The organism is Paraclostridium benzoelyticum, from assembly GCF_001006285.1.
GTDB classification, from domain to species: Bacteria; Bacillota; Clostridia; order Peptostreptococcales; family Peptostreptococcaceae; genus Paraclostridium; species Paraclostridium benzoelyticum.
Window position 1 is genome coordinate 1 of record NZ_LBBT01000013.1, and the last position, 19,254, is coordinate 19,254.

20 protein-coding genes are annotated in these 19,254 nt (G+C 29.3%); 17 read left to right on the forward strand and 3 right to left on the reverse strand.

Annotation, left to right across the window (positions count from 1 at the left end; genetic code table 11):
- From VN21_RS00445 to VN21_RS00490, 10 genes are all read left to right on the forward strand, one after another.
- Positions 1-452: DUF116 domain-containing protein (locus tag VN21_RS00445; RefSeq protein ID WP_046821534.1), on the forward strand; the 452-nt coding region annotated here is incomplete at its 5' end.
- A gap of 2 nt (positions 453-454) precedes the next feature.
- Entirely contained in the window at positions 455-1,153 is a 699-nt protein-coding gene (locus VN21_RS00450; RefSeq protein WP_408633616.1) for a zinc metallopeptidase, read from the forward strand.
- A 58-nt stretch (positions 1,154-1,211) separates the two neighbouring features.
- Positions 1,212-2,537: a 16S rRNA (cytosine(967)-C(5))-methyltransferase RsmB gene (gene rsmB, locus VN21_RS00455; RefSeq protein ID WP_046821535.1), complete on the forward strand. Its 1,326-nt coding sequence runs from the start codon at positions 1,212-1,214 to the stop codon at positions 2,535-2,537.
- Positions 2,538-2,545: 8 nt separating this feature from the next.
- Positions 2,546-3,574 carry a 23S rRNA (adenine(2503)-C(2))-methyltransferase RlmN gene (rlmN, locus tag VN21_RS00460; RefSeq protein WP_046821536.1) on the forward strand — a complete coding sequence of 343 codons (1,029 nt, stop codon included), beginning with the start codon at positions 2,546-2,548 and terminating at the stop codon, positions 3,572-3,574.
- A gap of 16 nt (positions 3,575-3,590) precedes the next feature.
- The gene (locus tag VN21_RS00465; protein WP_046821537.1) at positions 3,591-4,340 is read left to right on the forward strand and encodes a Stp1/IreP family PP2C-type Ser/Thr phosphatase; all 750 of its coding nucleotides are present in this window, start codon (positions 3,591-3,593) and stop codon (positions 4,338-4,340) included.
- A gap of 12 nt (positions 4,341-4,352) precedes the next feature.
- Positions 4,353-6,164, forward strand: a complete 1,812-nt coding sequence (gene pknB, locus VN21_RS00470) for a Stk1 family PASTA domain-containing Ser/Thr kinase (protein ID WP_046821538.1) — start codon at positions 4,353-4,355, stop codon at positions 6,162-6,164.
- Between the two features lie 141 nt (positions 6,165-6,305).
- Positions 6,306-7,190 (forward strand): ribosome small subunit-dependent GTPase A, encoded by an 885-nt coding sequence (gene rsgA, locus VN21_RS00475; RefSeq protein WP_046821539.1) that lies wholly within the window; start codon positions 6,306-6,308, stop codon positions 7,188-7,190.
- Positions 7,191-7,192: 2 nt separating this feature from the next.
- On the forward strand, positions 7,193-7,849 hold the full coding sequence (gene rpe / locus VN21_RS00480) for a ribulose-phosphate 3-epimerase (RefSeq protein WP_046821540.1): 657 nt from the start codon (positions 7,193-7,195) through the stop codon (positions 7,847-7,849).
- 9 nt (positions 7,850-7,858) lie between these two features.
- Positions 7,859-8,509 (forward strand): thiamine diphosphokinase, encoded by a 651-nt coding sequence (locus VN21_RS00485; RefSeq protein ID WP_046821541.1) that lies wholly within the window; start codon positions 7,859-7,861, stop codon positions 8,507-8,509.
- A 128-nt stretch (positions 8,510-8,637) separates the two neighbouring features.
- A complete protein-coding gene (locus tag VN21_RS00490) occupies positions 8,638-8,784 on the forward strand; it encodes a hypothetical protein (protein ID WP_021430102.1) in 147 nt (48 codons plus the stop codon).
- 154 nt (positions 8,785-8,938) lie between these two features.
- Here VN21_RS00490 and rpmB read toward each other — a convergent pair whose 3' ends face one another.
- Positions 8,939-9,127, reverse strand: coding sequence for a 50S ribosomal protein L28 (gene rpmB, locus VN21_RS00495; protein WP_021122933.1), 189 nt, complete (start codon positions 9,125-9,127; stop codon positions 8,939-8,941).
- Between the two features lie 208 nt (positions 9,128-9,335).
- Between rpmB and VN21_RS00500 the strand changes: the two genes are divergently transcribed.
- The 6 genes from VN21_RS00500 (at position 9,336) to VN21_RS00525 (ending at position 15,074) form a co-directional block, all read left to right on the forward strand.
- Entirely contained in the window at positions 9,336-9,686 is a 351-nt protein-coding gene (locus tag VN21_RS00500; protein ID WP_046821542.1) for an Asp23/Gls24 family envelope stress response protein, read from the forward strand.
- A gap of 15 nt (positions 9,687-9,701) precedes the next feature.
- Entirely contained in the window at positions 9,702-11,324 is a 1,623-nt protein-coding gene (locus tag VN21_RS00505; protein ID WP_046821543.1) for a DAK2 domain-containing protein, read from the forward strand.
- Positions 11,325-11,397: 73 nt separating this feature from the next.
- Entirely contained in the window at positions 11,398-13,458 is a 2,061-nt protein-coding gene (recG, locus tag VN21_RS00510) for an ATP-dependent DNA helicase RecG (RefSeq protein WP_046821544.1), read from the forward strand.
- 41 nt (positions 13,459-13,499) lie between these two features.
- Positions 13,500-14,054, forward strand: a complete 555-nt coding sequence (gene rsmD / locus VN21_RS00515) for a 16S rRNA (guanine(966)-N(2))-methyltransferase RsmD (protein ID WP_021430067.1) — start codon at positions 13,500-13,502, stop codon at positions 14,052-14,054.
- Positions 14,055-14,056: 2 nt separating this feature from the next.
- Positions 14,057-14,554: a pantetheine-phosphate adenylyltransferase gene (gene coaD, locus VN21_RS00520; RefSeq protein WP_021433837.1), complete on the forward strand. Its 498-nt coding sequence runs from the start codon at positions 14,057-14,059 to the stop codon at positions 14,552-14,554.
- A gap of 1 nt (position 14,555) precedes the next feature.
- Positions 14,556-15,074: a hypothetical protein gene (locus VN21_RS00525; protein WP_021430105.1), complete on the forward strand. Its 519-nt coding sequence runs from the start codon at positions 14,556-14,558 to the stop codon at positions 15,072-15,074.
- A 28-nt stretch (positions 15,075-15,102) separates the two neighbouring features.
- Here the strand turns inward: VN21_RS00525 and VN21_RS00530 are convergent, their stop codons facing one another.
- Positions 15,103-16,293, reverse strand: a complete 1,191-nt coding sequence (locus VN21_RS00530; RefSeq protein ID WP_046821545.1) for a nucleoside recognition domain-containing protein — start codon at positions 16,291-16,293, stop codon at positions 15,103-15,105.
- Between the two features lie 167 nt (positions 16,294-16,460).
- Positions 16,461-17,729 (reverse strand): nucleotidyltransferase, encoded by a 1,269-nt coding sequence (locus VN21_RS00535; RefSeq protein WP_046821546.1) that lies wholly within the window; start codon positions 17,727-17,729, stop codon positions 16,461-16,463.
- Between the two features lie 312 nt (positions 17,730-18,041).
- On the opposite strand from VN21_RS00535, the gene VN21_RS00540 reads away from it, so the two are divergent.
- On the forward strand, positions 18,042-19,238 hold the full coding sequence (locus VN21_RS00540) for an acetate/propionate family kinase (protein ID WP_046821547.1): 1,197 nt from the start codon (positions 18,042-18,044) through the stop codon (positions 19,236-19,238).
- Positions 19,239-19,254: the final 16 nt, after the last annotated feature.

Here is a 19,254-nt window from a genome sequence, read left to right on the forward strand (position 1 = left end):
CTAAAGATGAAATAAGAAAAGTATATATAAAATTAAATAATAATTATATATATAGTAATAGGTATAAGATAAAGGCTGAAGACATACTTATTTTAATACCACATTGTATTCAAAAAAGTGAATGTAAGTTAAAGATAACTACAAATGTAAGAAACTGCAAAAGTTGTGGACTTTGTAATGTAAAAGATTTAATAGATTTACAAGATAAGTACAATGTACATGTATTTATAGCAACTGGAGGTACATTAGCTAGAAAGAAAATAAAAGAAACTAGACCTAAGGCTGTAGTTGCTGTAGCTTGCGAAAGAGATTTAACTGCAGGAGTACAAGATATAAGACAAGTACCAGTTTTAGGAGTATTTAACAAAAGACCTAATGGGCCTTGCGTAGATACAAAAATTGATGCAAATGAAGTTGAAAATGCAATAAAATTCTTTATAGGAGAGTGTTAAATATGATGCACTATGGCTATGGATATATGTTTGATCCGACATTGTTTATTTTAATACCAGGTATATTATTTACTATGTATGCTCAGTTCAAAGTAAGTAGTACAACAAGTAGATATTTTAGAGTTCAAAGTAGATTAGGTTATACAGGAGAACAAACGGCTAGAAAAATATTAGATGCAAATGGACTTTATAATGTTAATGTTGAAATGGTTAGAGGAAGTCTTAGTGACCACTATGATCCAAGAAGTAATGTAGTTAGGTTATCACAAGATGTTTACTATGGGACATCTATTACTTCTGTTTCGGTTGCAGCACATGAATGTGGGCATGCAATTCAACATGCTAAGGGATATGCGCCTCTTCAAATGAGAAGCAGTTTAGTTCCTGTAGTAAATTTTGCGTCTAATATATCTTGGTTTTTAATATTCATAGGATTATTTATGACAGGTCCTTTCTTAAAAATTGGGATATTATTATTTTCAGCATCTGTATTATTCCAAATAATTACCTTACCAGTAGAATTCAATGCATCTAGTAGAGCTATGGTTCAAATTGGGAATGAAGGTATATTAGAAGGAAAAGAGATAAAACAAGGGAGAGAAGTACTAACAGCAGCTGCTTTGACATATGTTGCAGCAGCATTAGCATCAGTGCTTCAATTATTAAGATTAATTGCAATATCACAAAGACGTGATGATTAATAGAGATTGTCCTAGGGGTTTCTAGGACTTTTTCTATTTAAATATATGGAGGTATTTAATGAACGCAAGAGAATTAGCATTTAAAACACTATACGATATAGAAAGAAATAAAAATTATTCAAATTTATCTATTAACAAAAATTTTAAAAACGTAAATATAAGTGATCAGGAAAAAGGTCTTGCAACAGAACTTATTTATGGAATTATAGAAAATAAATATTATTTAAATTATATAATAGATAAATTATCTAAGATAAAATCCAAAAAAATGTCAACCTATGTTAAAATATCATTATGGTTAGGAATTTATCAAATACTATTTTTAGATAGCATAAAAGAGCATGCAGCAGTAAACGAGAGCGTTTCTCTTATTAAAAAATATGATAAAAAGTCATCTGGATTTGTGAATGCTATACTTAGAAATGTACTAAGAAACAAAGAGACTATAATGGATATAGAAAAAGAAAATAAGGTAGATACTTTATCTATAAAGTATTCATATAGCCCATGGATAATTCAAAAGTGGATGAATGTATTTGGAGAAGAATTTACAGAGGATTTATTAGAAGCTAATTCTGAAAAACCTAATTTATATATAAGAGTAAATACAACTAAAATAAGCAAAGAAGAATTAATCGAAAAGTTAAAGGCTCAAGGAATTGTATGCAGTAAAGTTAATGGAATTGATGAAGCTATAATGGTACAAAATCTTAAAAATATAGAAGGAAATAAGTTATTTAAGGATGGTCTTTTCACAGTTCAAGATATAAGTTCTATGCTTGTAGGTAAAGTAACTAATCCTAAAGAAGGTAGTTTAGTTTTAGATATGTGCAGTGCACCAGGAGGTAAAACAACACATTTAGCTACTTTAATGAATAACACTGGACAAGTTATAGCAAGAGATGTATTTGAACATAAACTAAAACTTATAAACAATACTGTTAGAAGACTGGGACTAAAAAATGTAAAAGTAGAAAATTTCGATGCCTTAGAAATAGATGGAAATAGTATAGGTAAATTCGATTATGTAGTATCGGATGTTCCTTGTTCTGGAATGGGAATAATAAAAAGAAAACCAGAGATAAAGTTTAAAAAAGAAGAAGAAATTAAAGACTTACCGGTTATACAAGGCACTATTTTAAATAATGCAGCTAAGTATGTTAAAGTTGGTGGTCACTTAATATATAGTACTTGTACTATACATGATGAAGAAAATATAGATATAATTAATAAATTCTTACAAGATAATGAAAAATTTGAATTAGAACCTATTGATGAAGTTAAGATTGATTTAGATAATCAAGATAAAGGATATATAAAAATTTATCCAAATATACACGGGATGGATGGATTTTTTATAGCAAAACTTAAGAGAGTAAGGTAGGCAATTATATGGATAATAAGACATGTTTAAAAAATTTAACTGAAGAAGAAATAAAAGAGTTTTTAAAAAGTATAGGAGAGAAAGCTTTTAGAGGATCTCAAATATTTAGCTGGATTTATAAAGGAGCAAAATCTTTTGATGATATGAATAATATACCAAAAGCTCTAAGGGAAAAATTAGAGGAGGTTTCATATATAGGAAATTTAGATGTTGAATTAAAATTAGAATCTAAAATTGATGGAACTAGAAAGTATTTATTTTTACTTAATGATGGGAATATAATAGAAAGTGTAATGATGGAATATGAACATGGCGTAACCGTATGTATATCAAATCAAGTTGGATGTAGAATGGGATGTAGATTTTGCGCATCTACTATAGATGGATTACTAAGAAATTTAGAACCTTGGGAAATATTAGATCAAATAATACAAATTCAAGAGGATATAGGTAAAAGAGTGTCAAATATTGTATTGATGGGAAGTGGTGAGCCTCTTGATAACTTTGATAATACTAAGCAGTTTTTAAAACTAGTAAATGAAAAGAATGGGCTTAATATAGGATATAGACATATTACATTATCAACATGTGGAGTAGTTCCTAAAATGTATGAATTAGCAGATTTGAAAATTCCTATAAATTTAGCGTTGTCACTGCATTCTCCTTTTGATAAATCAAGAAAAGAGATAATGCCAATAGCAAATGCATATTCAATAAAAGAAGTTATAGATGCGTGTAAATACTATATAGAAAGTACTAATAGAAGGGTTACGTTTGAGTATTCATTAATAAAAGGTGTGAATGACTCTATAGATGATGCTAATCAATTATCTAAAATTTTAAAGGGTATGTTATGTCATGTTAATTTAATACCTATAAACAAAGTGGAAGAAAGAGATTATGAAAAACCAGATAAAACTTATGTATATAAATTTAGAGATATGTTAAATGAAAAAAATATACCAGCTACTATAAGAAGAGAAATGGGAGCGGATATAAATGGAGCTTGTGGTCAATTAAGAAGAAAACACAAATAGATGAAGGGGGAAAATTATGAAATATAGTTGTATTTCCCATATTGGAAGAATAAGAAAAAATAACGAAGACTATTGCAAAGGTGAAATTATATCAACAAATTCGGGAGATATAGGAATATTTGCAATAGCTGACGGTATGGGTGGCCATAATAAGGGTGAAGTTGCAAGTGAATTAGCTGTAGAAAATATAGTGAAATTTTTGAAAAATAACTTGGTTCAAAATGAATTTGTAAAAATAAATTATATAGATGATATTCTTAAACAAGCTTATAATAACGTAAACTCTATAATATACAAAAAGTCTAAAGATGATGAAATATGTACTGGTATGGGAACTACATTAACAACTGTAATAATACATAAAGGCAAAGTGTATATTGCGAATGTAGGAGATAGTAGATGTTATATGCTACATGATGGAGAGTTTGAAAAAATTACAAAAGATCATTCCTTAGTCGAAGAACTTATAGAAAAACATGCTATAACTGAAGAAGAAGCAAAAACACATCCAAATAGAAATATTATAACAAGAGCTCTTGGAACGGAACAAATTATACTCGTTGATATTTATAAAAAAGATATCAATAAAGATGATAAAGTTTTATTAGCTACTGATGGATTAACAGGATTTGTAGATAAAAGTGAAATAAATGAAATTATATCTAAAGATGAGGAAGTAGAAGTTATAGCTGAAAATTTAATAAATAAGGCTAATGAACTATCAGGGAAAGACAATGTATCGGTTATATTAGTTAATTATAATTAGGATGGTGATATAGTGGGAGAAACAGTTTTAGGTAATAGATATGAAATTATTAAAAAAATAGGCGATGGAGGTATGGCTTTTGTATATGAAGCTAGAGATAAGCTTTTAAACAGAACTGTAGCCATAAAGGTTTTAAGACCGGAGTTTGTGGATGATGAAGAATTTTTAACTAAATTTAAAAGAGAAGCCGAAGCCGTTGCAAGTCTTTCTCATCCTAATATTGTAAATGTATATGATGTAGGAGAAGATGGAAAAGTTCATTACATAGTAATGGAGCTAATAGAAGGACAAAACTTAAAAGATATAATAAAAAATGAAGGTACTTTAGATGAATATACAGCATTAGATATAGCTAAGCAAATAGCAAAGGCATTAGGTGCGGCACACAGAAAGGGGATTATACATAGAGATATAAAACCTCATAACATACTTATATCTAATGAAGGTAGAATTGTTAAAGTTGCTGACTTTGGTATAGCTAAGGCTGTATCGAGTTCAACTATAACAAGTACTGGAAGTGTAATAGGTTCTGTGCACTATTTTTCTCCAGAACAAGCTAAAGGTAAATTCGTTTCAAACACAACCGACTTATATTCTTTAGGCATAGTTCTATACGAAATGATAATAGGAAGAGTTCCTTTTACGGGAGAAAGTCCTATATCTATAGCACTTCAACATATAAATGAAGAGATAGAGTTTACTCAAGAAGAAAAAGTTGCTATCCCTCAAAGTGTTAGGAATATAATAAAGAAACTGACTTCAAAGTCTAGTGATGATAGATATCAAGGTGCAGATGAATTAATAGAAGATATCGAGTATATAGAAAAAAATATAGATTTAGATTTTATAAAAGAATATGATAATTATGCTACTCAGAAAATAGATGAAGCTGAGTTAAATAAAGCTTTAAAATTAGCAGAAACTAAACCACAAAATATATATGAAGATGATGAAGTAGAAGAAGAACTAGACAATGTAGTTCCTACTAAATCTTCTTCAAGAAAAAATAAGAAAAAGAATAAAAAAGAGGATAATCCTAAAAGTAAAAAAAGATGGAAAATAGCAGCTATAGTCTTAACCTTGGTGCTTATAATACAAATCGCAGTTATAGCTAAAATTGCTTTAGGATTTAAAAATAAGGATACAGCAGAAGGAACTGCTCCGAATTTAATAAATATGGCACTTGATGAAGCACAAAAGAAAGCTGATGATTTGGGATTAAATGTAAGGGTTAGTATAGAAGAATATAGTGATAGTGTTGAGAAAAATCATGTAATATCACAAACTCCAAATGCTGGAACTCCAGTTAATCCAGGAGATACAATTACTGTTACTATAAGTAAGGGTCAAAATCAAGCTTCTATACCAAATGTCGTAGGTAAAACGTTAGGAGAAGCTGAAAATATTTTAAAAGAAAATAAACTACAATTTACTTCTAAATATGTAGATAGTAACGAAGCTAAAGATATAGTTCTATCTCAATCTCCAAGTTCTGGAAATATAAAACCAGGAGATAAGGTAATCTTAGAAGTTAGTAAAGGACCTCAACAAAAGCCAGAACCTAAACCTGAAGAGCCAACAGAACCAGAGCAACCAACAGAACCAGAGCAACCAACAGAACCAGAAAAACCAACAGAACCAGAAAAACCAACTGACCCAGGGACAGGAGGATCTGGGAATGAAGGAGGAACAACTAATCCAGATGGAGAAGAAACAACTAATCCAAGTGAAGGAGGAAATAATTCAGGGACAGGAACGGGAAATTCAGAAACTCCCTCTCAAGCTGCAGATCATCAAAGTGCGAGTAATGTAACAAAACATTAGTACTTCAAATTAAACATGTAATAAATAATAATTATAAAAAGTCCAATGATTAATAATTATTGGACTTTTTTGTAATATTTATGTAAATTAATATAGATAATATTAATTATAAGTTTAACTAAATTTTATAGGAGGAATTAAATGATAGAAGGAATTATTACAAAAGGTATTGGGGGATTTTATTATATAGACACAAATCAAGGGGTATACGAATGTAGAGCTAGAGGTATATTTAGAAAAGAAAAAATTACTCCTTTAGTAGGAGATAATGTAAAAATAAACATAATTGATGAGGAAAATAAAAAAGGTGTACTTGAAGAAATAGAGGATAGAGATACAGAATTAGTAAGACCTCCAATAGCTAATGTAAATAAAGCGATAATTGTATTTGCTATAAAAAATCCAAATCCAAATTTATCATTGCTAGATAGATTTATAGTTTTAGCAGAAAGAGAATCTTTAGATATTGTTATAGTACTTACAAAGGCTGATTTAGCTACAGATGAAGAACTAAACAAATTAAAAAGTATATATGAAACGAGTGGTTACAAAGTAATACCCGTTAGTAATGAAGCTAAAATAAATATAGATAAGGTAAAAGAGGAATTAAAAGGCAATATAGTTGTATTTGCGGGTCCTTCTGGAGTAGGAAAATCAACTTTATTAAATAATATAGATAGTAAATTTCAACTGCAAACAGGTGAAGTTAGTGATAAAATAAAAAGAGGAAAACATACAACAAGACATGCAGAGCTTTTAAAGCTAGAATGTGGAGGTATGGTAGCAGATACTCCTGGATTTAGTTCATTAACTTTAGATGATATAGAAGAAGATGAATTAAAGGAATACTTCATAGAATTTGATGAGTTTTCAGATGGATGCAAATTCGGAGGAAGATGTATGCATGAAAATGAGCCTATATGTGGAGTTAAAGAAGGGGTAAATGAAAGTAAAATAGCTAAAGAAAGATATGAAAGCTACTTACAATTGCTAAAAGAAAAGAGACAATCAAAGAGGAGGTATTAAAAATGATAAAGATGGCACCATCAATTTTATCAGCAGATTTTGCAAGGTTATTAGAGGATGTTAAGAAAGTGGAAAGAGCAGGTTGTGAATATTTACATATAGATGTTATGGATGGACATTTTGTTCCGAATATAACTTTAGGTCCAGCTATTGTTAAATCATTAAGAAAAGATGTAAATATGGTATTTGATGCTCATTTAATGATAGAGAATCCAGATAACTACATAAAGGATTTTGTAGATGCTGGATGTGATATGATAGTAGTTCATGAAGAGGCTTGTACTCATTTACATAGAACTATACAAAATATTAAATCATTTAATGTTAAAGCTGGTGTTGCATTAAACCCAGCAACTCCTATAGAAAATATTAAATATATACTAAATGATATAGACATGGTACTTATAATGACAGTTAATCCAGGGTTTGGGGGACAATCATTTATAGGAACTATGGTAGATAAAATAAAAGAGTTAAAAACATTAATAGATGAAAAAGGATTAGATGTAGATATACAAGTTGATGGAGGAATAAAACCTTCAAACGTGAGCGAAGTTGTAAAAGCAGGAGCTAATGTTATAGTAGCAGGCTCAGCTATATTTAATAGTGATGATATAGAAGCTACTGTTAAAGAGTTCAGGTTAAATGCATCTAAGTAAGAGGATATTATGAAAGCGTGTATTTTATTAAACGGTAAAATAGAAGATTTAAACTTTTTAAAAAAGACAATTGATAAAGAAAATTACGATTATATAATCTGTGCAGATGGAGGAGCTAATTTTTTATATAAAATAGAAGTAGTTCCGGATTATATATTAGGAGATTTAGATTCTTTAGAATTAAAAGTTAAAAACTACTTCAAAGAAAAAGGTGTGGATTTTAAAAAATTCCCTGAAAGAAAAAACGAAACAGATACTCAATTATGTATACATTTAGCTAAAGGATTAGGGGTTGTTGATATAGACCTTCTAGGGGCATTAGGAGGGCGTATAGACCATACTATTGCTAATATAAACCTTATGTATTATATAAAAAAATTAGGGTTAAATCCTGTAATAAAAAACAATAAAGAAGATTTACATATGATAGAAAGTGAGTATATCGATATATTCGGTAAAAAAGGAGATACGATATCTGTTATACCTGTTAATGGAGATACGACAGGTATAACTCTGGAAGGTCTTGAATACCCACTTAAAGATGCAACTATAGAATATGGAGATCCGATAGGTGTATCAAATGTAATGGAAAGTGATAAATGTAGAATAACTGTCGAGAAAGGAACTTTGTTGATAGTTAAAAATATAGAGCCAGTATAGTTTAAGCTATGCTGGCTCTATATTTTTAATAAAATATCGTATAGCTTGGCCTATTTTTAGTAATTTGTATTAAAGAAAAGAAATCATGAATATGATATTGTAGGAAGTTATTTATAGGAGGGAATAGTTTGAGGAATCAATACAGAAATTTACTTGGAATTTTATGCTTAGCAACGGGATTAACTGTAATTTTAGCGTTGATACTTCCAAATTGGATGTGGATGATACTACTAGCTATTGTCCTTATAGGGTGTGGAGTAATGTTATTTATGTAAAATAAATATTATTTTTAAGGGGGATATTGGAATGAAGGTAATAACTGTTAAATGTCCAAAATTTTTATCCAAGATAATAGTTTTTTTTATGAGAAAAAAATAGTCTTGAGACAAAAAAATAAAAGCCTACTGCGTGTAGGCTTTTTTACTAAAACTAAGCTCTTTCAACTTTTCCAGAACGTAAACATCTAGTACAAACTTTTATTCTCTTTGGAGTACCATCTATTATCGCTCTAACGTTTCTTAAGTTAGCAGACCAAGTTCTTCTGCTATGTTTATTTGAGTGGCTCACTTGGTTTCCTGAAACTTTACCTTTACCACATACGTTACATACCTTTGCCATTTTACGTACACCTCCTTAAATGATAACTATAACACTGAAAACACAGTTTATATTAACATAAATCTCTAAAAAATGCAATAGAAATATATATTTGTCTTACACATATTGAAGAAATTCTTGTTATCATATAAAATTATATATATAATTCTATATAAAGTAAATATTAAAGTTAAAAATAAAATTAAAAATAATTTTAGGGGGTCAAACCATGAGCGCTAAAATAAACAACGAATTTGGAACAATAGAAATAGACAAGCATGTTATAGCACAAATAGTATATCAATCTGCTATGGAAAGTTATGGATTAGTAGGACTAGCATATAAGACAAAAGGCATAGTTGAACTATTAAAAGGAGAAAATGCTACTAAAGGTGTTAGCGTACAAGAACTAGAAGACGGCAGTATAGCTATAGAGCTTTACGTAATAATGCAATATGGAACAAATATATCAACTGTTGCAAATAACATAATAGATAAAGTAAAATATACAATTGAGAAAATAACTGCGTTAAAAGTAAGTAAAATAGATGTTAATGTTCAAGGTATACGAGTTAAGTAATTTAGGAGGAAAAATATGATTCAATATATTGATGGGAAAAATTTAAGAGACATGTTTGTCTCTGGTGCAAATAATCTTCAAAACAGTAAAGATTATGTAGATAAACTGAACGTGTTCCCAGTTCCAGATGGAGACACAGGTACAAATATGTCTCTTACGATATCTTATGCTATGAAAGAATTATCAAAAGTTAGTGATGATGATATAACTAATATAGGTAAGTCTTTAGCAAAAGGGTCTTTAATGGGAGCTAGAGGAAACTCAGGTGTTATATTATCTCAAATAATAAGAGGGTTTACAAAATCTATAGAAGGAAAAGAAAAACTAAGTTCTATGGATTTAGCTCAAGCATTTAAAAATGGATCAGATACAGCGTATAAGGCTGTTATAAGACCAATAGAAGGGACTATATTAACAGTAGTTAGAGAAAGTGGAGAGTACGCTATCAAAGCTGCTAAAAAAGAGCAAGATATCCTGAAATTTTTAGAGTTAGTTATAAAAGAAGCTAACGAGTCTTTAGATAGGACTCCGGATTTACTTAAAAACTTAAAAGATGCTGGAGTTGTTGATTCAGGTGGTAAAGGATTAGTACTTATATATGAAGGTATGTATGAAGCATTAAAAGGTAATATGATTACAGCTAATGGATCTGGATCTTCAAATTCCTCTTCAGTAGAAGTTGCACAAGGTGAAATAAACACTGATGATATAAAGTTTGCCTATTGCACAGAATTTATATTAGAAAGCAATAAAGTAACTTATGACAAAATCAGAGATATAATGCTAGATTATGGAGACAGTTTAGCGGTAGTTGGAGATGAAGGGTTAATAAAAGTTCATGTTCATACTAATGAACCTGGAGCAGTACTTCAAGAGGCTTTAAAATATGGACAATTAGTTACTATAAAAATAGAGAACATGAAAGTTCAGCATGAAAATATTTTAGTTGAAAATCAGACAGCAGTATCAGAAGAACCTGCTAAGGAATACGGGTTTATAGCTACATCAATGGGTAGTGGATTGGCAGATATATTTAAAGACTTTGGAGTTGACTACATAATAGAAGGTGGGCAAACAATGAATCCTAGTACAGAGGATTTCATGAAAGCTATAGAGTCTATAAATGCAGAAAATATTATAATACTCCCAAACAATAGTAATATAATAATGGCTGCAAACCAAGCTAAAGCATTAAGTGACAAAAACATAATAGTTATACCAAGTAAAAACGTACCACAAGGATTTACTTCTCTTGTAAGTTTTAATGCTGATGCAAGTGTTGAAGAAAATGAAGCTACAATGGTAGAAGCTTTATCAATGGTAAAATCAGGGCAAGTTACTTATGCAGTTAGAGATACTGTTATGAATGATATAGAAGTAAAAGAAGGAAACTTCATAGGAATAGGTGAAGGAAAGCTATTATCGGCAGGAGAAAAGAAAGAAGATATAACTTTAGGATTAATAGAAAAATTAGTAGACGAAGACAGCGCAATTATAACTTTATTCTATGGAGAAGAAGTAACTGAAGAAGAAGCTAACGAGTTTAAATCGATATTAGAAGAAAAATACGAAGATATAGATATAGAACTTTATTATGGCGGCCAGCCAATATACTATTATTTAATATCTGTTGAATAATATTTCAGAAATCCTGTATAATCTTACTATTAGGTAAGTTAAATTATACAGGATTTTTTTTAGGGTGATAAATATGAATAATTTAAATAAAGAAATTAAATATGTAAAAGGAATTGGTCCAAAACGTGCTAATAAACTAAGTAAATTAGGTATATTTACTGTATCTGACTTGCTTTTTTATTTTCCGAGACAATATGAAGATAGAAATAATCTAAGAAAAATATTTGAACTAAAAGATGAAGAAAAAGTAACTATAAGAGCTATTGTAAGTAGTATAGAGACGTCTAATGTTAGAAAGGGTCTAGTGATAACTAAAGTAGGAGTAAGGGATGAAACGGGTTTCGCTAGATTAGTATTTTTTAACCAAGAGTATATAAGTTCTACTTTGAAAAAAGGAGATACTGTATTTGTATTTGGAAAGGTTAAGAAAACTTCTTATGGAATTGAGATGAGTTCTTGTGAAGTTGAACAAATGAGCAACAATCCTAAAAATACATGTGGAATAATGCCTATATACCCATTGACCTATGGATTAACAAATAAAGAGCTTATAAACATAGTAAAAACTGTTTTTAGTAATGAGCAAATTTATATTAAGGAATACCTTCCAAATAAAATTATACAAAAGTATAAACTTTGCAGTATTGATTTTGCAGTTAAAAATATACATTCGCCGACTAATAAAGAAAGTTTAAAAGTAGCACTATACAGATTAGTATTTGAAGAATTTTTAATGCTTCAGCTAGGGCTATTTCTATTCAAAAATGGTGTTACTGAAAAATGTGGTGTTAAGTTCGAAAAAGAGCAAAATCTTGTTAAAATCTTAAACTCTTTACCATTTAAACTTACAAACGCGCAAAATCGAGCATTAAATGAAATTATTGATGATATGAACTGTGAAAAAGTAATGAATAGATTGGTTCAAGGAGATGTAGGAAGTGGTAAAACAGTAGTAGCACTTTTAGCATTGGCAAATTGTGTTTTAAATGGCTATCAAGGGGCTTTGATGGCACCTACTGAGATATTAGCAGAACAACACTTTATATCTTTAAATGAAACGCTATCACCGTTTGGAATTAATGTAGGATTACTGGTAGGTAGTTTAACGAAAAAACAAAAAGAGAATGTATTACAAAGAGTAAAAGAGAATGAAATTGATATTTTAATTGGAACGCATGCGCTTATAGAAGATAAGGTGGAGTTTAACAACTTAGGAATAGTAATAACCGACGAACAACATAGATTTGGAGTTAGACAAAGAAATAAACTTTCTGAAAAAGGATATAATCCTGATATTTTGGTTATGACAGCTACTCCAATTCCTAGAACTTTAGCCTTAATCTTGTATGGAGATTTAGATATATCTATAATTGATGAACTTCCACCAGGAAGACAACCTATTGAAACTTTAGCTGTGTATAAGGATAAGAGGGAAAAAGCGTATAATAGTTTAGTAAGGTCTGAAGTTCAAAAGGGTAGACAAGTTTATATAGTATGCCCTTTGGTAGAAGAAAGTGAAGCTATAGAGGCTAAGGCTGCTGTAGATTTAGTAGAGGAGCTAAAGAGTGAATTTTTTAGTGACTTGAGATTAGGTCTTTTGCATGGTAAAATGAAACCTAGTGAAAAAGATGAAACAATGAAAAAATTTAAGAACAAAGAATTAGATATACTAGTATCGACAACTGTTATTGAAGTTGGAGTAAATGTACCTAATGCAACCCTTATGATAATTGAAAATGCAGAACGATTTGGATTAGCTCAACTACATCAGTTAAGAGGTAGAGTTGGTAGAGGAAGTCATAAGTCTTATTGTATATTGATCTATTCGTCTAAATCAGAAGTGTGCTCTCAAAGAATGTCCATCATGGAAGAAACAACAGATGGATTTAAAATCTCAGAAAAAGACCTTGAGATTAGGGGTCCAGGTGAGTTCTTTGGAACAAGACAACATGGGTTGCCAGAGCTAAAAGTAGCTAATATATTTAAGCATATGAAAATATTGAAAATAGCTCAACAAGAGGCTAGATATATAATAAGTGAAGATCCAAAACTTAATAATTATGAAAATGAAAAAATAAAAAAAGAAATATTGAAGAAATTTGAAAATAGATTGGAAGAAATATCATTAAATTAGGAAATAATTTGTGATAAAATAAAATGGAAGGAGAAATTATATTGAGAGTAATTTCAGGAAAAGCCAGAGGACTAAAATTAAATACACCTAAAAGTGAAGATGTTAGACCAACTACTGATAGAGTTAAAGAATCTTTATTTAATATAATTAACCCATACATAATGGATGGAGATATTTTAGATTTATTTGCAGGTACAGGGTCTCTAGGTATAGAGTGTTTATCAAGAGGTGCTAACAAATGTGTATTTGTAGATTTAAATAGAAGTAGTATTGATATAGTAAAAAGTAATATAAAAAAAGCTAGGGTAGAAGAAAACAGTGAAGTCATGAATGTTGATTTTAAGTCGGCAATTGAAAGAGTTAAAAATAATTCGTACAAGTTTGATGTTATATTTATGGACCCTCCATATTACAAAGATATGTTCCAAGATGCATTAGAGAGAATTGATAAGTCAAACATACTAAAAGAAGATGGTATTATAGTTGTTGAACATGATACAAAACAAGAATTTCCAGAGAATGTGGGGAACCTAGTTAAAAACAGAAATAAAAAATATGGAAACACTACGCTTACATTTTATAGTATGGAGGATTAATAATGGAAAATACAGTTAGAAAAGCTATATTTGCAGGAAGCTTTGACCCCATAACAAATGGGCACTTAGACATAATAGAAAGAGCTTCTAAATTATTCGATGAATTACAAATAGGGGTACTTTATAATCCGAATAAAAAGGGACTATTTACATTTGAAGAAAGAGTTAAGTTAATAAAAGAATGCACAAACCATATTTCTAATATAAAAATAGTTAGTTTTGATGGGCTTTTAGTCAACTATTGTGAAAAAAATGGTATCCAGACTCTAGTAAGAGGTATAAGAAATGGAGCGGATGTAGAGTATGAACTTCAAATGGCTCATATGAATAAAGAATTAAATCCAAATATAGAGACTGTAATATTACCTACGACTACTAAGTATTCATACATAAGTTCATCTCTTATAAAAGAAGTATTAAATTTTGATGCAAATATAGAGAATTTAGTGCCTAAGGTGATTTTAGAAGAATTAAAAAGAAAAACTAATAGGGGGAAATAACATGAATATAGATTTAGAAATAATGGAACTATTAGAGGAGTTAGAAAGTGCTATAAATAATGCAAGTTCAATTCCTTTTTCGCATAAATCAGGAATAGACAAAGAAGAAGTTTTAAGTATTATATCAGATATAAAAGTTATACTTCCAGAAGAAGTTAAACAAGCTGTATGGATAAATAAAGAAAGACAAAAAATACTTAACAATGCAAACCAAGATGCAGAAATTTTAATAGAACAAGCAAAAAAAGAAGCTATCCAAATAATTGAAAAAGCAAATAAAGAAAGTGAAGATATGAAAAAAAATTCCGAAGAAATAATAAAATCATATATAGACTCAGATGGTTTAGTAGTTGAAGCCGAAGAAAAAGCTAAGTCTATAGTGGAGAAAGCAGAATATATGGCTAAAGAAATTAAAATAGGGTCTATAAGATATGCAGATGATGTTTTAGAGGGATTACAATACAATCTTCAAAGTATAATGGATGAAATATCAACAAATAGAAGTGAACTAAGTGAATAAAAAATAGCTGACTCAAAATGCGATTGAGTCAGCTATTTTTCATTTTTTTAAAAATCATAAAAGAAGAAATAAAATAAATTATTACTAGTAAAGGTAAAATTATATGATAGTTATTTATGTATAAGCTCCAAATTGAGCTATTATAAAATACATTAGATGTAGTAGATAGTTTTATAAATAAATTACTAGAATTTATTAATGGATAAAATGCAAAAGTGAAAACGGCTGCGAATACTCCGTGTAAAAATTTAGAAATTATATATGTACCTGTATTTATATCTGTTTGAGCTAAAAAACTACAACATTGAGCTAATATAGAAAGACCACTAAATGCTATTATGAAGCTACATAATGAAGCTCGTATTATTTCAGGTATATTAGATACGCTAGATATTTGATTACATCCAATTGTTATTTCAAATAAACCACTTATAAAAGAAGAACATAAATCAAGAGAAAATCCAAATATAGATAATGGAATGTAAATTATGTAAGAAATCAAATTTATAAACTTAAATATAGATAAAACTTTAAATACAACTGAAAATACTATGACGAATCCGCCAACCATAAGTATTGTATTTACCCCACTGAAGACAGCATCTCCAAATAAAACAAAAAATCCTTTATTTTCTTTTTTTCTAAATTCCATAATTTTTTTTACTTCAAATTTAAAATTGAAGTTATCGTTACTTATGCTTTCTTTGCCATAATTTTTAAACAATATTCCAACAGTTAAAGAACCTAAGTAATGGCAAAGTAACATTAAATATCCTAATGAAGGGTTGTTAAACATTCCGATGGAAACTGCGCCGACTATAAAAAGTGGACCAGAGGTCGAGCAAAATGAAACTAGCCTCTGAGCTTCAAATTTAGAAATTTCATTGTTTTGTCTAAGTTCGGAGGCTAGTTTTGCACCAACTGGATATCCTGACACTGTAGATATGGCAAAAACCAAAGAACTTTTACCAGACACATTAAAAAGTTTTTTTGTAACAGGATTGATTATTAACCCTAAAACATCTACAAATTTAAGTCTAACTATCAAATTGGCAGCTATTATAAATGGCAACAAGGATGGTATCAATGTGTCTACCCATATTGAAAAGCCATTTTTAGCTGCTAAAATAGAATCTTTAGGAAATAAAATAATACCTAGTATAAGTAACATAACTATTAAAGATGGAGTTAAAAATTTTATAATCTTTACTTTTTTCAAAACATCACCTACTTTAATATACTCTTTAATAAGTATATTAAAAGTGATTATGAACTATGATAAAATTCATTTGTTTTGAGGAGTTAAACATTTGAATTACTTCATATAGCAAAAAATTAACTTTGAAACTAATAAAAACCTACCTAAGAAAGGTAGGTTTTTATTAGTTACTTTACGTATTTAGGTGATATATAATAATCCATAGGACCTTTAAGTGAAGATTTTTTGTTTTTATAATAAGGAATATTATACATGTTCGTAGCTTTTATATCGTATTTGATTAGTGTTTTGAAAGTTTCATTTTCAGCAAAATTTATATCTGAAAATTTATTTACAATTTTTATATCAGAGTTTAATTTTATTTGTTTTATTATCTCTCTCCCTTTATCGTTAAAGGCTAAAATCCTAACATAAGGCATTTCATTTATATCTTTTACTAACGCCATATCTTTCTTTGATATTCCAAGTAATATATTATTCAATATTCTTTTTATTTTAGTTAATGTGTATCTTTTTGATTTAACGCTTTGTTGAAGTTCGTATAAGTTATTACATGTGAAAATTGATTTGTATATTTTATTTTCTATACCTTCATTAACATCGAAATAGCTGCTTAATATATCAAAATCTCGTATAACTAATTCTCTTATAGTATCAAAATAAACTTCATCAAACATAGGATTAAATCCTGTATTTATAGAATCAGATATTAGATTGAAAGTTTTTTTTGGAACAACTGAGTATATGTCATTTATATTTCTTGAATCTTTAAGTGATTTTCTAATTGCGGTAGCAGAACAAATTTCACTACTAATATCTTCAGAGTTATAAGATGCCTGTATTCTAGTTATTGTAAAAGGCTTTATGTCGCTTTCATGTCTCAATAAACTTTTTATGTATTCCATTCCTAGGATATTATTAGAAGAATTTAATATTGTATTTAAATTTTGTTTATCTAGATTATCTATAACATTATTTGTAATTAAATAATCACACAAAGCTTTGCTTCTCGCTGTAGCAAATAAAATTCCTTCATCTAGGTTTTTCTTTAAACGCAATTTAAAATCATCAGGTTCAGAAACTAATACTTTTGATATCTCAGTTAGTAAATCTATGTCACCTTCCTCGCTACCAAAACATATAGAATCTATACAATTTAACGAGTTTAGGAGAGTTACCGCTCCGTGAGCAAAAATTTCTGCACTTTGGCACGCGAAAAGAGTAGGAAGCTCTACAACTAAATCTACTCCGTTTGAAACTGCAATTTCAGCTCTTTTATATTTATCAAATAGAGCCGGCTCTCCTCTTTGTAAAAAATTGCCGCTCATCACCGCTATACTATGGGTGGCGTTTGTTTTTTCTAAAGATTCTTTTAAATGATATAAGTGACCATTATGAAATGGATTGTACTCGACTATAAGACCTAAAATATTCATAAAAACCTCCTTTTATACTAAATATATACAAAAACAAAGGATTTATTGTTTATATATAGAATTATTTATTGTTTGCTTTTTATAAAAATAAGTTATATCCTATTATAATATTAAACAAAATTGAGAACAATAATTCTTGAGTTAAATATAAATAACTTAAAAAATATCATAAACTATGTACTTTTATGAAAAAAAATGGTATAGTAAATAGTGATAAATTTGTTTAATGTATACAAGTAATGATATCGATTTTTAAAATTGTTAATTAAAAATAATTACATATTATTGTTAAAGATTTAAGGAGGTATACTAATGAAAGTATTAGTATTAAACTGTGGTAGTTCTTCATTAAAATATCAATTAATAGATATGTCAAATGAAGAAGTTTTATGTATAGGATTAGTTGAGAGAATAGGAATCGAAGGTTCTATATTAAAGCAAGAAAAAGATGGAGTAGAAGGTAAGCTTGTAGTAGAGCAACCAATGAAAAATCACCAAGATGCTATAAAATTAGTATTAGAAGGTGTAGTTGATCCTAAATTCGGTGGAGTTAAGGATATAAGCGAAGTTGAAGCTGTAGGACACAGAGTTGTACACGGTGGAGAGAAATTTGCTAGTTCAGTTAAAATAAATGATGAAGTTATGAAAGCATTAGAAGAGTGTGTTGAATTAGCACCACTTCATAACCCAGCTAACATAATGGGAATAGAAGCTTGTGAAGCTATACTTCCAGGAGTACCAATGGTTGGAGTATTCGATACTGCATTCCATCAAACTATGCCTAAGAAGTCATACTTATATGGATTACCTCATGAATTATACACTAAGTATGGAGTAAGAAGATACGGATTCCACGGAACTTCTCACAAGTATGTATCTCAAAGAGCTGCAGAAATGTTAGGAAAGAACGTAGAAGACTTAAAAATAATAACTTGTCACTTAGGAAACGGAGCTTCTGTAGCTGCTGTTGATGGTGGTAAATGTGTAGATACTTCAATGGGATTCACTCCATTAGAAGGATTAATAATGGGAACTAGATGTGGAGATATAGATGCTGCTATATTACCATTCTTAATGGAAAAAGAAGGATTAGACGCTAAAGGATTATCTGACTTAATGAACAAACAATCTGGGGTATACGGAATGACTGGTATATCAAGTGACTTCAGAGATATAGAAGGAGCTGCTGCAAAGGGAGATGAAAAAGCTCAAGTTGCATTAGATGCTTACGTTCAAAGAGTTCAAAAATATATAGGAGCTTACGCTGCAGAAATGAACGGTGTAGATGCTGTAGTATTTACTGCTGGTGTTGGTGAAAATGGTATAGAAATAAGAGAATCTATAGCTTCTAACATGGAATTCTTAGGAATGAACTTAGATAAAGAAGCTAACAAAGTTAGAGGAAAAGAAACAGTAATATCTACTGCAGATTCAAAAGTTAAGATATTATTAGTTCCAACTAACGAAGAGTTAATGATAGCAAGAGATACTGTTGCATTAGTAAAATAATTGCAATTGGATATAA

What these genes read in the sequence shown, in the direction of transcription:
- rpe (WP_046821540.1), top strand. Translation starts at nt 7,193, where the DNA reads ATGATAAAGATGGCACCATCAATTTTATCAGCAGATTTTGCAAGGTTA.
- rlmN (WP_046821536.1), top strand. Translation starts at nt 2,546, where the DNA reads ATGGATAATAAGACATGTTTAAAAAATTTAACTGAAGAAGAAATAAAA.
- coaD (WP_021433837.1), top strand. Translation starts at nt 14,057, where the DNA reads ATGGAAAATACAGTTAGAAAAGCTATATTTGCAGGAAGCTTTGACCCC.
- VN21_RS00535 (WP_046821546.1), bottom strand. Translation starts at nt 17,729, where the DNA reads ATGAATATTTTAGGTCTTATAGTCGAGTACAATCCATTTCATAATGGT.
- VN21_RS00505 (WP_046821543.1), top strand. Translation starts at nt 9,702, where the DNA reads ATGATTCAATATATTGATGGGAAAAATTTAAGAGACATGTTTGTCTCT.
- VN21_RS00485 (WP_046821541.1), top strand. Translation starts at nt 7,859, where the DNA reads ATGAAAGCGTGTATTTTATTAAACGGTAAAATAGAAGATTTAAACTTT.
- VN21_RS00465 (WP_046821537.1), top strand. Translation starts at nt 3,591, where the DNA reads ATGAAATATAGTTGTATTTCCCATATTGGAAGAATAAGAAAAAATAAC.
- VN21_RS00525 (WP_021430105.1), top strand. Translation starts at nt 14,556, where the DNA reads ATGAATATAGATTTAGAAATAATGGAACTATTAGAGGAGTTAGAAAGT.
- rsgA (WP_046821539.1), top strand. Translation starts at nt 6,306, where the DNA reads ATGATAGAAGGAATTATTACAAAAGGTATTGGGGGATTTTATTATATA.
- rsmB (WP_046821535.1), top strand. Translation starts at nt 1,212, where the DNA reads ATGAACGCAAGAGAATTAGCATTTAAAACACTATACGATATAGAAAGA.
- VN21_RS00540 (WP_046821547.1), top strand. Translation starts at nt 18,042, where the DNA reads ATGAAAGTATTAGTATTAAACTGTGGTAGTTCTTCATTAAAATATCAA.
- recG (WP_046821544.1), top strand. Translation starts at nt 11,398, where the DNA reads ATGAATAATTTAAATAAAGAAATTAAATATGTAAAAGGAATTGGTCCA.
- VN21_RS00500 (WP_046821542.1), top strand. Translation starts at nt 9,336, where the DNA reads ATGAGCGCTAAAATAAACAACGAATTTGGAACAATAGAAATAGACAAG.
- rpmB (WP_021122933.1), bottom strand. Translation starts at nt 9,127, where the DNA reads ATGGCAAAGGTATGTAACGTATGTGGTAAAGGTAAAGTTTCAGGAAAC.
- VN21_RS00450 (WP_408633616.1), top strand. Translation starts at nt 455, where the DNA reads ATGATGCACTATGGCTATGGATATATGTTTGATCCGACATTGTTTATT.